The organism is Streptomyces sp. NPDC055189 (assembly GCF_053606765.1).
Genome location: NZ_JBSGSG010000046.1, coordinates 11740 through 24428, shown reverse-complemented (window position 1 = coordinate 24428; position 12689 = coordinate 11740). Strand labels below are relative to the sequence as shown.

Sequence of the window (12689 nt, the reverse complement as noted above, 5' to 3'; positions counted from 1 at the left end):
ACTACCGTCGGCAAGTGGCTACTTCAGCAGCCGCGACATCCTCCGGTCCGCAAGGAGCTTGCCGCCCGTCTGGCACGTGGGGCAGTACTGCAGCGAGGAGTCGCTGAAGGAGACCTCGCGCACGGTGTCGCCGCACACGGGGCACGGCTCGCCGGTGCGGCCGTGCACCCGCATGCCGCTCTTCTTCTCCGCCTTGAGACGGCCCGCCGCGACCCCGCGCGAACGCTCCACCGCATCGCTCAGCGTGGACCGCAGCGCCGCGTACAAGCCGTGGATCTCCTCGCTCGTGAGGCTGGAGGTGAGCTTGAAAGGGGACATGCGGGCCGCGTGCAGGATCTCGTCGCTGTACGCGTTCCCGACGCCCGCGATCAGGCTCTGGTCCCGCAACGCCCCCTTGATCTGGCGGCGTTCGCCCGCCAGGAGACCGGCGAAGCGCTCCTCGTCGAACTCCGGGACCAGCGGGTCGGGGCCGAGACGGGCGATGCCCGGGATCTGTGCCGGGGCATCGGTCACGTACACCGCGAGGCGTTTTTGCGTGCCCGCCTCCGTCAGGTCGAAGCCCTCCCCCGTCTCCAGGGCGACCCGCAGCGCGAGGGGGCCCTTGCCGGGCCGCGGCGGGCCGTCGGGGAGGCGGTCCTTCCATTGCAGCCAGCCCGCGCGGGCGAGGTGGGTGACCAGGTGCAGGCCGTCCGCGTCGACGTCGAGGAACTTGCCGTGGCGCGCCACGGCCGTGACCGTACGCCCTTCGAGTGCGCCCGGCGGCGGGTCGTACGTCTTCAGGACGCTGATCGCCACCGGCATCACCCGGACGATCTCGTGGCCCACGAGGTGGTCGGTGAGGAAGGCGCGCAGCGCCTCGACCTCGGGGAGTTCCGGCATCCGCTCACTCCTGATCGTGGTCCGGCGGCGCCGTCCGCCCGCCCTGGTCCCGGCCGTCCCGCGCGGGCACGATGAACTCGCACCACACGCACTTTCCGCTGCCCCGCGACTCGACCCCCCACTCGTCCGCGAGCATGTCCACCAGGAGCAACCCCCGCCCCGAAACCCCTGATTCCCCCGCCTCCCTGCGGCGGGGCAGTGCGCTGGAGGAGTCCTCGACCTCGATGCGCAGGCGCCGGTCGCCGCCGCTGATGACCCGCAGGGTCACGATCGCCGAGCCGTCGGTGTGCATCAGGGCATTGGTGATCATCTCGTCGGCCGCCAGCTCGATCTCGTCGGCGCCGTCGCCGGCCCCCCACGCGCGCACGGCCGCGCGGATCATGTGCCGGGCCTCGGCGAGGGCCTCCGGGTCGCCGGGGCCGACATGCTGCTGGAGGCGGCCGCCGGACAGCGGCGTGTCGTCCGGGCGGCGGCGCAGGAGCAGCAGCGCCGCGTCGTCCTCGCCGCCCCGCTCGTCGACGATCGAGCAGAGCCGGTCGGCGAGCTGCTGGAGGTCGCGCGGCCCCGTGCGGGCGAGCTCGCCCAGGGCCCACAGCCCGTCACCCAGGTCGACGCCCGGCTCCTCGATGAGGCCGTCGGTGAAGAGCAGCAGGGTCTGGCCCGCGTCGATTTCGAAGGTGGTGACCGGATATTGCAGGCGGCCGAACTCGGCCGAGAGGCCCAGCGGGAGCCCCCCGTCGACCGGCACCCGGTTGCAGCTCCCGTCGGTCTGCTGCAGGAGCGGGTCGATGTGGCCGGCCCGCACCACCTGGACCACCCCTGTCGACAGGTCGGCCTCGGCGTAGAGACAGGTCGCGAAGCGGTCGGTGTCCAGCTCGTGCAGGAACCCCGATGCGCGGGCCATGACGGTGGCGGGCGGGTGCCCCTCGGCGGCGTAGGCGCGCAGCACGATGCGCAGCTGGCCCATGACGGCCGCCGCATGGGTGTCATGGCCCTGTACGTCACCGATGACCGCCCCGACGCGGCCGCCGGGCAGCGGGATCACGTCGTACCAGTCGCCGCCGATGTCCCGGCCGAGCGCCGCCGAGCGGTAGCGGACCGCGATGTCGGCGCCGGACACGCCGGGGATGCTGCGGGGCAGCATCGCCTGCTGGAGGCCCTGGGCGAGGTCCTTCTCCTGCTCGTAGAACATGGCGCGCTGCAGGCTCTGCGCGATGCCGCTGCCCAGGGCGACCAGGACGTTGCGCTCCTCCTCGGTGAAGCCGGTCTTCTCCTGGTAGAGCAGGCCGAGCACGCCGATGGGCTTGGCCTGCGCGATCAGCGGGAGGTACGCGGCCGAGGAGATGCCCAGCTTGTCGATGTGCGGCCACAGATCCGGGTACGAGGCGGCGAACTCCGCCTCCGTCTCGATGAAGCGCGGCGAGAGCGTGCGCACGGCGTCGCTCATCGGATACCGCTCGTCGACCCGGGTGAATTTGGTGCCCGGCACGAAGCTGCCCACGGGCCCCTCGGCGACCAGCCGGATCCGCCCGGCCTCGACCAGCGCCATGATCAGGTTCGACGCCCCCAGGTGCGCGAGGCCGTCGGTGTCCTTGAGCACGTCGATGACGTCCTGGACGGTACGGGCGTGCGCGAGGGCCGCCGTGATGACCTGCACGATGCTCGTACGGCGGCGCCGGTCCTCCTCCTCGTCGGCACGCTGGTGCCGGGCCGTGCTGTCGCCCAGTTCCTGGGTGGCATCACGCACGACGCCCACGATGCGGTACGGGCGGCCCGTCCCGTCACGGTGGATGAACCCTTGGGTATGGGTCCAGCGCAGACCGCCCTCGCGCAGCCGGATGCGGAAGTAGAGGCCATAGGTCTCGCTGCCGTCCTTGAGCGCGTGCGAGACATGAGCGTCGAGGCGGTGCGCCTCCGCCGGCGGCACCCGTACGCCCAGGGTCGTCGGACGGCCGTCGTACTCGTCGGTATGCACGTCGAAGACCTCGTGGCCCGCGGCATCGAGATGCATCAGGCCGCTGTCGAGGTCCCAGTCGAAGCAGCCTGTGCTGTTGAACGCCAGGATCGACCGCGGGTCCGCTGGCCAGTCGTCCGGCAGTGACGTGGGCGTCATGACACTTCAAGATTCTTCGCTGTCGGGCCCGAACCCGCACGCCGGGAGGGTCACAGGGACCGATTGGCGCAAGATGGCCTTGTGGAGTGGTTCACCGCGGATCAGTACTGGCTCGGCCGCCTCGTCTTCCAGCGAGCGCTCGCCGCCGTCTACCTCGTCGCGTTCCTGGGCGCGGTGCTGCAGTTCCGTGCGCTGATCGGGGAGCGCGGCATGCTGCCGGTGCCGCGCTATGTCGAGTGCGTGCCCTTCCGGAAGGCGCCCAGCCTCTTCCAGCTGCACTACTCGGACCGATTCTTCGCCCTCGTCGCATGGGCGGGCTGCGCCTGCGCGCTCGCGCTCCTGGCGGGCGCCGACAGTCTCCTGCCCCTGTGGGGCGGCATGCTGCTGTGGTTCGTGCCGTGGGTCCTGTACCTCTCGATCGTGAACGTGGGGCAGACCTGGTACGGCTTCGGCTGGGAGTCACTGCTCCTGGAGACGGGTTTCCTCGCCGTCTTCCTCGGCAACGACGAGACGGCGCCACCGGTGCTCGTGCTCTTCCTGCTGCGCTGGGTGCTCTTCCGCGTCGAGTTCGGGGCCGGGCTGATCAAGATGCGCGGCGACGCGTGCTGGCGGAGGCTCACCTGTCTGGACTTCCACCACGAGACGCAGCCGATGCCGGGCCCGCTGAGCTGGTTCTTCCACCATCTGCCGAAGCCGCTGCACCGGATGGAGGTGGCGGCGAACCACTTCACCCAACTCGTCGTGCCCGTACTGCTGTTCACACCGCAGCCGATCGCGACGGCCGCGGCCTGCCTGATGATCGTCACCCAGCTGTGGCTGGTTCTCTCGGGGAACTTCAGCTGGCTGAACTGGATGACGATCGTGCTGGCCGTCTCCGTCCTGGACTTCGGCAGCACGGCGGCGCCGTCCCACTCCCCCACCACCCCGCTCTGGTACGAGGTGGTGGTCATCGCGGTGACCGTCCTGCTCCTGGTCTTGAGCTACCGGCCCGCACGCAATCTGTTCTCCCGGCGGCAGATCATGAACACCTCCTTCGACCCGCTGCATCTCGTCAATACATACGGCGCGTTCGGCAGCGTCAGCCGCGTCCGCCAGGAGGTGGTCATCGAGGGCACGTCGGACGCGAAGCCGCGTCAGGACTGCGACTGGCGGGAGTATGAGTTCAAGGGCAAGCCGGGTGACGTGCGGCGCTGGCCCCGGCAGTTCGCGCCCTACCATCTGCGGCTCGACTGGATGATGTGGTTCGCCGCGCTCTCCCCCGCCTACGCCAGGTCGTGGTTCGGCCCGCTCGTGGAGCGGCTCCTCGAAGGCGACCGGGACACGCTGCGGCTGCTGCGCCACGTCCCGTTCCCGCAGGACGCGCCTCCCGCCTACATCCGCGCCCGCCTGTACCGCTACAGCTTTACGAGCTGGCGTCAGCTGCGTGAGACGGGCGCCTGCTGGGAGCGGACCTATGTGCGGGAGTTCCTGCCGCCGACGCGTATCGACTCGCCTCGCTGAGCGATTCGCCCCGCCTCGCCGAGTGATGCGCCCCGCTGAGTCAGAGGCCGTAGACGCGGTTCGCGGTCCCTGCGAAGAGGGCGGCGCGCTCGCTCTCGCTCAGCGAGTCCGTCAACTGACGTGCCGCGTCGACGACTTCCGCGTACGTGGCCGCCAGGGTGCACACCGGCCAGTCCGAGCCGAACATCAGCCGGTCGGGGCCGAAAGCGTCCAGGACCGTGTCCGCGTACGGGCGCAGGTCGTCGACCGTCCACTGCTTCGGGTCGGCCTCGGTCACCAGGCCGGAGAGTTTGCAGACGGTGTTGGGGAGCGCGGCGAGCGAACGGACGGACGTGGCCCAGGGTTCGAGGGCGCCGGAGGCGATGGGCGGCTTTCCCAGATGGTCGAGGACGAAGGTGAGCTCAGGGTGGTCCTGAGCGGCCTTGACGCACGCGGAGAGCTGGTGGGGCAGGACGACGAGGTCATAGGCGAGCCCCGCCGCGCCGACCGCGGCAAGGCCCCGGCGCACATCGGGCCGCAGCAGCCATTGCGGGTCGGGCTCGCCCTGGACCTGGTGCCGGATGCCCACGAGGCGCTGACCGCCCGGAAGTTGACGCAGCTCCGCGAGCGCGTCGGCGACTTCCGGGCGGGTGAGGTCGGTCCATCCGACGACGCCTGCCACCAGGTCGCTCTCCTGTGCCAGGGCGAGGAACTCGGGGGTCTCCTCGGGGACGGTGACCGTCTGGACGAGCACGCTCGCAAAGACACCGGCGGCGCGGGCCTCGGGCAGCAGGTCGGCGAGGGAGAAGGTGCGGCGGATCGGCGCGAGCACGTCGCCGGTGATCCACTCCTGGTCACGTACGGAGAGGTCCCACACGTGATGGTGGGAGTCGACGATGTGCGGTGGGTGCGGTGTCACGGCAGCTCCCATACGACGGGCAGCCCCGCGTCCGCGCCCCCGGCCGAGTAGTCGTGGACGACGTCGAGCAGCTCGGCCATACGCGCCTGCCAGGCGATGTTGACCGGCAGCTTGTCCAGCTCGGCGAGCATACGGGCGTAGTCCTCGCACTCCAGGAGGTGGAAGAGGTCGGTGCCGCTGCGCCAGATCGTCCAGGAGGTGGCGCCCGCCGCGCGGATGGCGGTGACGAGCTCGGCGGGCACTTCGCGGTGCGCGGCGTCGTACTCGGCGACGCGGTCGGCGCGCACCTTGGTGTGCAGGGCGATTCTCACGCGGGATCCTCTCCGGGAACGGGGACGGGTGCGTCGGCGGGCAGCAGCCCTTCGGCGCGGACTTCCTTCCAGAAGTCCGCGGGGATCGCGGAAGCGAACTGCGCTGCGGCGTCCCGGACTTCGTGGGGCGAACGGGCGCCGACCAGGACGGTGGCCACCGCAGGGTGGGCCCGGGGAAAGGCCAGGGCCGCCGCACGCAACGTGGTGCCGTGCCGTTCGGCTATCGCCTTCAGGTGGCGGGCGCGGTCCAGGAGCGCGCCGGTTGCGGCCGTGTAGTCGTAGGTCGCGCCGGGCCGGGGGTCGGCGAGCAGGCCCGAGTTGAAGACGCCGCCGATGACCACCGCCGTGCCGTGCTCCTGCGCAGCGGGGAGCAGTTCGGCCAGGGCGCTCTGGTCCAGGAGCGTGTAGCGGCCCGCGCACAGCACGGCGTCGACGTCCGTGTCACGGACGAAGCGGGTGAGCATCGCCGTCTGGTTCATGCCCGCGCCGATCGCGCCGACGACGCCTTCGGAGCGCAGCCGCTCCAGGGCCGGGTAGCCCTCCCGGAAGGCCTGTTCGGCGTGGTCGTCCGGGTCGTGGAGGTAGACGACGTCGACGCGGTCGAGGCCCAGGCGGGTCAGGCTCGCCTCCAGGGAGCGGCGGATGCCGTCCGCGCTGAAGTCCCAGACGCGGCGGTGCGTCGCGGGGACGGCGAAGCCGTGGGCGAGGTCGTCGCCCACAGGCTGCTCCCCCACCTCTTCGAGGAGGCGGCCCGCCTTGGTCGAGAGCGTGTATGTCTCCCGGGGGCGGGCCCGCAGCGCAGCGCCGAGCCTGCGCTCGGACAGGCCGATGCCGTAGTGCGGTGCGGTGTCGAAGTAGCGGATGCCCGCGTCCCGGGCCGCGTCGACGGCGGCGGCCGCTTCCTCGTCGGTGATCGGCGTGTAGAGGTTGCCGAGGCCGGCGGCGCCGAAGGACAGCTCGGTCACCTCGACGCCGCCGGAGCCCACGGCGCGCCGGGCCAGGGCGCTCACTGGCCCGCCGGGCGGAGCCGCAGCCCCTGCATTCCGCCGTCGACGGCGAGCGCGGTACCGGTGGTGGCCCCGGAGAGCGGGCTCGCCAGGTAGGCGATCGCGCCCGCGACCTCGTCCGCCGAGACCAGGCGTCCGGTCGGCTGGCGGGCCGCGAGCGCGGCTCGTTCGGCCGCCGGGTCGGGCGCGGCGTCCAGGAGGCGGCCGACCCAGGGGGTGTCAACGGTGCCGGGGTTGACGCAGTTGACGCGCACCCCCTCGCGTACGTGATCCGCGGCCATGGCGAGCGTCAGGGAGAGCACCGCGCCCTTGGACGCGGAGTACAGGGCGCGCTGCGGCAGGCCCGCGGTCGCGGCGATCGAGCAGGTGTTGACGATCGCCGCATGGGTGGAGACGCGCAGGTGCGGCAGGGCGGCGCGGGTGGTGCGCACGATCCCGAGTACGTTCACGTCGAGCACCTTGTGCCACTGGTCGTCGTCGTTGTCCTCGACGGTGCCCTGCGCGCCGATCCCGGCATTGTTGATCAGTACGTCGAGTCCGCCGAGGTCCTCCGCGGCCGCGGCGACGGCTTCGCGCAGAGAGGCGTCGTCGGAGACGTCGGCGCGGTAGCCGGTGAGCGGCTTCTCGACGCTGTCCGGATCAAGGTCGAGCACCGCCACCCTGGCTCCGCGCGCGGCAAGGAGCTCGGCCGTGGCCCGCCCTATGCCGGAGGCTCCCCCGGTGACAAGAGCCTTCAGGCCCGCGAAGTCCTGGATGTCATGGATGTCATGGGCGTCCGTCATGCGGCTGCTCCTTTGCCGTGTGCGAGGTTGCCGTGTGCGAGGTCGGCGGCCCAGAAGGCGCCGTCCGGATAGGTGAATTCGGCGAGGGATTCGGCCCGCATGGTGGCCGAGAAGCCCGGCGCGGTGGGTGCCAGGTAGTGGCCCTCGCGCAGCTCGACCGGGTCGATGAAGTGGTCGTGGAGATGGTCGACGTACTCGATGACACGGTTCTCGGTGGTCCCGGAGAGCGCCACGTAGTCGAACATCGACAGATGCTGGACGAGCTCGCACAGGCCGACCCCGCCCGCGTGCGGGCAGACCGGGGTGCCGAACTTGGCCGCGAGCAGCAGGATCGCCAGGTTCTCGTTGACGCCGCCGACGCGCGCCGCGTCGATCTGCAGCACGTCGATCGCACCGGCCTGCAGGAGCTGCTTGAACACGATGCGGTTCTGCACGTGCTCGCCGGTGGCGACCTTGACCGGGGCGACCGCCTTGCGGATCGCCGCGTGGCCGAGCACGTCGTCGGGACTGGTCGGCTCCTCGACCCAGTACGGGTCGAACTCCGCGAGTGCGCGCGTCCATTCCACGGCCTCGTCGACGTTCCAGCGCTGGTTGGCGTCGATCGCCATCCGGATGCCGGGGCCGATGGCCTCACGGGCGGTACGGCAGCGGCGTACGTCGTCCGCCAGGTCCGCGCCGACCTTCAGCTTGATCTGGGTGAAGCCGTCCGCCACGGCCTGGCGGGCGAGGCGGGTCAGCTTCTCGTCGCTGTAGCCGAGCCAGCCCGGCGACGTCGTATAGCCGGGGTAGCCGCGCTCGCGCAGCGAGACCTCGCGCTCGGCGGCTCCCTGTCTGCCCGACTGCAGCAGTTCCAGGGCCTCTTGCGGGGTGATGGCGTCGGAGATGTAGCGGAAGTCGATCTGGGAGACCAGCCACCGGGGCTCGGCATCGGCCAGGAACCGCCACAGCGGTTTGCGTGCGCGCTTGGCCGCCAGATCCCACAGCGCGTTGACCACCGCGCCGATGGCCATGTGCATCACGCCCTTCTCGGGCCCGAGCCAGCGCAGCTGGCTGTCCCCGATCAGGTCGCGGCTCAGCGTCCCCGGATCGGCGCACAGTTCCTCGACGGACCGGCCGAGCACGTGGTGGCGCAGCGACTGGATCGCGGCGACCTGGACGTCGTTGCCGCGCCCGATGGTGAAGGTGAAGCCGTGCCCCTCCAGACCGTCGTCGGCATCGGTGCGCAGGACCACATAGGCGGCGGAGTAGTCGGGGTCCGGGTTCATCGCGTCGGATCCGTCCAGCTCACGCGAGGTCGGGAACCGTACGTCGTAGGTGTCTACCGCGATGATGCGGGCGGAGGTCGGGGACACAGGAGGCCTTTCCGGAAAGGGGCAAGGAGGCGGGGTACGGCGGGGAACCCGGAGCGGGGTCAGTCCTGTGCGCGGCCTGTGGTGACGCGCGCGATCATCAGGGCGACCAGGATGATTCCGCCGTAGATGGCCTGGATCCAGAAGGAAGGCACCTGGGCGAGTGTGAGCAGGTTCTGTACGACGCCGAGCAGCAGGACGCCGGTGAGGGCGCCGAACATGGTGCCCTTGCCGCCGTCGAGGCTGATGCCGCCGATGACCGCGGCCGCGAACACCGTGAAGATCATGTTCTGGCCCTGGTTGGCGTTGATCGCGCCGACGTAGCCGGTCTGCATGAGTCCGCCGACGGCGGCGAGAGTGCCGGCCACGACGAACACGCCGAGCATCACGCGCTCGACACGGATGCCGGCCGCGCGGGCCGCGTCCGCGTTGCCGCCGATCGCGTACAGCGCGCGCCCCACCCGGTGGTACTTGAGAACGAATCCCGCGACGCCGAAGGAGACGGCGGCCAGCCACACCGAGAGCGGGATGGTCAGGAACGTCGAGGTGGCGAGGGTGTAGAAGGCCTCGGGCATCCCGAAGAGCGTCTTGCCCTTGGTCGCGCCGACGAGCAGGCCGCGCAGCACGATCAGCATGGCGAGCGTGACGATGAACGCGTTGAGCTTGAGCTTCACCACGAGGATGCCGTTGAAGGCGCCGATGACCGCGCCGACGACGAGGATCGCGAGCAGCGCCACCGCGGCGGGCATCTCGGTGCCGAATCCGGCCTGTGCGGCGGGCAGTACGAGCAGTGCGCCGACGGCGGGCGCGATGCCGACGACCGATTCGAGGGACAGGTCGAACTTGCCGGTGATGAGGACGAGGGACTCGGCGAGCACGACCATGGCGAGGGCGGCGGAGGCGCCCAGGATCGAGATGAGGTTGCGCTCGGTGAGGAACGAGTCGTTCACCAGGGTGCCGAGGAGCATGAGCAGCAGCAGTGCGGGGACGAGGGCCAGTTCCCTGGCCCGGCGGAGGACCATGCTTTTTGCTGCGCGGGCTTCGGCGGGGCGTTTCCCTGCGGGGGCGGACTGTGTGGCCGGGGCTTTGAGGTCAGCCACGGAAGTCTCCTTGTTCTCTGGCTGCGGGCCGGTGGGGGCTTGTCGCGCAGTTCCCCGCGCCCCTTTCGGGGCGCGTCTCGCCCACCCCCTCGATCGAAGCGATCAGGTCGTGGTCGGTGAAGCCCGCCGCGTGCTCCGCCACGACCCTGCCGTGGAAGAGGACCAGGACGCGGTCGCAGCGGCGCAGGTCGTCCAGTTCGTCGGAGACGACGAGGACGGCGGTGCCGTCGTCGCGGGCGTTGTCCATGCGGGCGAGCAGTGACTCCTTGGACTTCACGTCCACGCCCGCGGTGGGGTTGATGAGGACGAGGAGCCGGGGGTCGGAGGCCAGCGCCCTCGCCATGACGACCTTCTGGGCGTTGCCTCCGGAGAGGTCGGACACGGGCTGGCCGGGGCCCTCGGCGTGGATGTCGAGGCGGTCGATCAGCTCCTCGGCGAAGCCGCGCTTGCGTTCGGTGCCGACGAAGCCGTATTTGCCGAGGCGGTCGAGGACGCTCATCGTGGCGTTGTCGCCGATCGTCATGCCGAAGACCAGGCCCTGGTCGTGCCGGTCGCGCGGAACACAGCCGACGCCGGCCCGCAGCGTGGCGGTCACGTCGCCGAACGGCAGCTGCTTGCCGTCGAGTTGAGCGCTGCCGCCGCTCGGCGTGTGCAGGCCCGCGATGGCCTCGGCCAGATTGATCTTGCCGCTGCCGCTGGATCCGGCGAGGCCGACGACCTCGCCCTTGCGGACGGTCAGGTCGATGTCCGCGTACGACTCGCTGGTGAGGCCCTTGACGTCGAGCATCACCGGGGCGTCGGCGGGGACCTCGGTCCGGGCCACCGATTCCTCGGCGGCCTCCTTCTCCTGAAGTGCCTCGCCCGCCATCGCCTCGACCAGGGCGGCGCGCGGCAGATCGGCCACGGGGGCGGTGGTGATCCAGCGGGCGTCGCGCAGGACGGTGACGGTCTGGCACACCTCGTACACCTCTTGGAGGTGGTGCGAGATGAAGAGGAAGGTGACGCCGGATTCCTGGAGGGCCCGCATACGCGTGAAGAGCCGCTCGATCTCACGGTTGTCGAGCTGCGCGGTGGGCTCGTCCAGGACGATGAAGCGGGCGCCGAAGCTCAACGCACGTGCGATCTCCACCATTTGGCGGTCCTCGACCTTGAGGTCGGCGGTGCGCGCGTCCGGATCGACCCGCACGTCCCAGGTGTCGAGCACCTCCGCGGCCTGAGCATGCAGCTTGCGCCAGCTGATGAAGCCGCCGCGGCCTTCGGGCTGCCGGTTGATGAAGAGGTTCTCGGCGACGGTGAGGTCGGGTACGACGGTGGGCTTCTGGTAGACGCAGGCCACCTTGCGGCGCCAGGCGTCGCGGTCGGCGAGCGGCGGCGCGGGCTCGCCGTCGAAGAGGACGGTGCCCGCGTCCGGGGCCTGGAGTCCGGTGAGGATGGTGACGAGGGTCGACTTGCCCGCGCCGTTGCGGCCGACGAGGGCGTGGGACTCACCGGGCAGGACGGTCAGCTGTCCGTCCTGCAGCGCGACGGTGGGTCCGTACCGTTTGACTATGCCGGTCGCTTCGACGAGCGCGGTCGGCGCCGTCGGCCCGGGGGTGGGGGGCTTGCTCATCGGCGCACTCATTTGACCGAGTTGCCCCACAGCTTGGAGTCGTCCACGTTCTCCTTGGTGACCAGGGGTGCGGGCAGCTGGTCCTCGAGGATGCCGCTGGGCAGCTTCACGATGGTGGAGTCGTGGTCGGTCTTGCCGGGCTTGAACTTCTTCCCGTTCATCGCGGCCTTGATGTAGTACATCCCGTACTTGGCGTACGCGTCGGCGGGCTGCGAGACGGTGGCGTCGATCTGGCCCTTGCGGATGGCGTCGAACTCCTGCGGGATGCCGTCGTTCGAGATGACGGTGATGTGGCCCTTCTCACCCGTCTTCTTCAGCATCCCCTTGGACTTCAGGGTCTGCAGGGTGGGTGCGAGATAGACGCCGCCCGCCTGCATGTAGATGCCCTTGATGTCGGGGTTGGAGTTGAGCAGCGTGTCCAGCTTGGAGGCGGCCGTGTCGGACTCCCATTTGGCGGGGATCTCCAGGACCTTGAGCCCCGGGTACTTCTTCTTCACGCAGGTGCGGAACGCCTCGGAGCGCTCGCGGCCGTTGACGGAAGCGAGGTCTCCCATGATCTGGACGACCTTGCCGGTCTTGACCTGGTCGCCGAGGTAGTCGCAGGCCTTCTCGCCGTACGCGACGTTGTTGGCCCGCACGACCATCGCGACCTTGCCCTTCTCGGGGGCGACGTCGACGGCGACCACGGGCACGCCCTTGCGTTCGGCCTGGTCGAGGCCGGCGGAGATCGCGGCGCTGTCGAGGGGCGCGACGACGAGCCCCTTGACTCCCTGGTTGAGCTGGTTGTTGATGTCGGTGATCTGCTGCGAGGGGTCGCTGTTGGAGTTGACGGTCTTGTTCGTGTCGACGTCCTCGGACTTCGCCATCTTCGGCACGTAGTCGTTGTACGACTGCCAGAACGGCGAGGTCAGCAGGGGCAGGATCACCCCCACCTTGCCCTCTCCGCCGCCCTCGCCGCCCGCGGGCGCCGCGTTGTCCGTCGTACTGCCACATGCCGTGAGCACGAGGGACGCGCAGGCCGCCGCGGCGGCGATCCGTGCCGCCCGCGAAATACCCGCCCTGCTGGACCTGTTGCTTGTCCTGTCGCGCACTGTTCTGCCGGCCATCTGACGGCTCCTCATCGAACGTGAGTCGAGTGTGG

The 12689-nt window shown here is 70.5% G+C and carries 11 protein-coding genes; 1 reads left to right on the top strand and 10 read right to left on the bottom strand.

Going from position 1 to position 12689, the window contains the following annotated elements; translation table 11 throughout:
• Positions 1-18: 18 nt before the first annotated feature.
• Both ACWFR3_RS27860 and ACWFR3_RS27855 read right to left on the bottom strand, forming a co-directional pair.
• The gene (locus ACWFR3_RS27860; protein WP_453737379.1) at positions 19-879 is read right to left on the bottom strand and encodes an Fpg/Nei family DNA glycosylase; all 861 of its coding nucleotides are present in this window, start codon (positions 877-879) and stop codon (positions 19-21) included.
• A gap of 4 nt (positions 880-883) precedes the next feature.
• On the bottom strand, positions 884-2992 hold the full coding sequence (locus ACWFR3_RS27855) for a SpoIIE family protein phosphatase (RefSeq protein WP_453737378.1): 2109 nt from the start codon (positions 2990-2992) through the stop codon (positions 884-886).
• Positions 2993-3073: 81 nt separating this feature from the next.
• On the opposite strand from ACWFR3_RS27855, the gene ACWFR3_RS27850 reads away from it, so the two are divergent.
• Entirely contained in the window at positions 3074-4492 is a 1419-nt protein-coding gene (locus ACWFR3_RS27850; protein WP_453737377.1) for a lipase maturation factor family protein, read from the top strand.
• A 40-nt stretch (positions 4493-4532) separates the two neighbouring features.
• Here the strand turns inward: ACWFR3_RS27850 and ACWFR3_RS27845 are convergent, their stop codons facing one another.
• Genes ACWFR3_RS27845 through ACWFR3_RS27810 form a run of 8 tightly spaced genes read right to left on the bottom strand, consistent with a single transcriptional unit; the run spans position 4533 to position 12654 of the window.
• A complete protein-coding gene (locus ACWFR3_RS27845; protein WP_453737376.1) occupies positions 4533-5402 on the bottom strand; it encodes an amidohydrolase family protein in 870 nt (289 codons plus the stop codon).
• Entirely contained in the window at positions 5387-5701 is a 315-nt protein-coding gene (locus ACWFR3_RS27840; RefSeq protein WP_453737375.1) for an L-rhamnose mutarotase, read from the bottom strand. The genes ACWFR3_RS27845 and ACWFR3_RS27840 overlap by 16 nt, the downstream gene beginning before the upstream one ends.
• Positions 5698-6711 carry an aldo/keto reductase gene (locus ACWFR3_RS27835; RefSeq protein WP_453737374.1) on the bottom strand — a complete coding sequence of 338 codons (1014 nt, stop codon included), beginning with the start codon at positions 6709-6711 and terminating at the stop codon, positions 5698-5700. The genes ACWFR3_RS27840 and ACWFR3_RS27835 overlap by 4 nt, the downstream gene beginning before the upstream one ends.
• Positions 6708-7463: an SDR family NAD(P)-dependent oxidoreductase gene (locus ACWFR3_RS27830; RefSeq protein WP_453737416.1), complete on the bottom strand. Its 756-nt coding sequence runs from the start codon at positions 7461-7463 to the stop codon at positions 6708-6710. Before ACWFR3_RS27830 ends, ACWFR3_RS27835 begins: the two co-directional genes overlap by 4 nt.
• A 23-nt stretch (positions 7464-7486) precedes the next feature.
• On the bottom strand, positions 7487-8842 hold the full coding sequence (locus ACWFR3_RS27825) for an L-fuconate dehydratase (RefSeq protein ID WP_453737373.1): 1356 nt from the start codon (positions 8840-8842) through the stop codon (positions 7487-7489).
• A 59-nt stretch (positions 8843-8901) separates the two neighbouring features.
• On the bottom strand, positions 8902-9939 hold the full coding sequence (locus ACWFR3_RS27820; RefSeq protein ID WP_453737372.1) for an ABC transporter permease: 1038 nt from the start codon (positions 9937-9939) through the stop codon (positions 8902-8904).
• Positions 9932-11548, bottom strand: a complete 1617-nt coding sequence (locus tag ACWFR3_RS27815; RefSeq protein WP_453737371.1) for a sugar ABC transporter ATP-binding protein — start codon at positions 11546-11548, stop codon at positions 9932-9934. Before ACWFR3_RS27815 ends, ACWFR3_RS27820 begins: the two co-directional genes overlap by 8 nt.
• An 8-nt stretch (positions 11549-11556) precedes the next feature.
• On the bottom strand, positions 11557-12654 hold the full coding sequence (locus ACWFR3_RS27810; RefSeq protein ID WP_453737370.1) for a sugar ABC transporter substrate-binding protein: 1098 nt from the start codon (positions 12652-12654) through the stop codon (positions 11557-11559).
• Between the last annotated feature and the right edge of the window lie 35 nt (positions 12655-12689).

What these genes read in the sequence shown, in the direction of transcription:
- ACWFR3_RS27855 (WP_453737378.1), bottom strand. Translation starts at nt 2,992, where the DNA reads ATGACGCCCACGTCACTGCCGGACGACTGGCCAGCGGACCCGCGGTCG.
- ACWFR3_RS27815 (WP_453737371.1), bottom strand. Translation starts at nt 11,548, where the DNA reads ATGAGCAAGCCCCCCACCCCCGGGCCGACGGCGCCGACCGCGCTCGTC.
- ACWFR3_RS27810 (WP_453737370.1), bottom strand. Translation starts at nt 12,654, where the DNA reads ATGGCCGGCAGAACAGTGCGCGACAGGACAAGCAACAGGTCCAGCAGG.
- ACWFR3_RS27860 (WP_453737379.1), bottom strand. Translation starts at nt 879, where the DNA reads ATGCCGGAACTCCCCGAGGTCGAGGCGCTGCGCGCCTTCCTCACCGAC.
- ACWFR3_RS27845 (WP_453737376.1), bottom strand. Translation starts at nt 5,402, where the DNA reads ATGGGAGCTGCCGTGACACCGCACCCACCGCACATCGTCGACTCCCAC.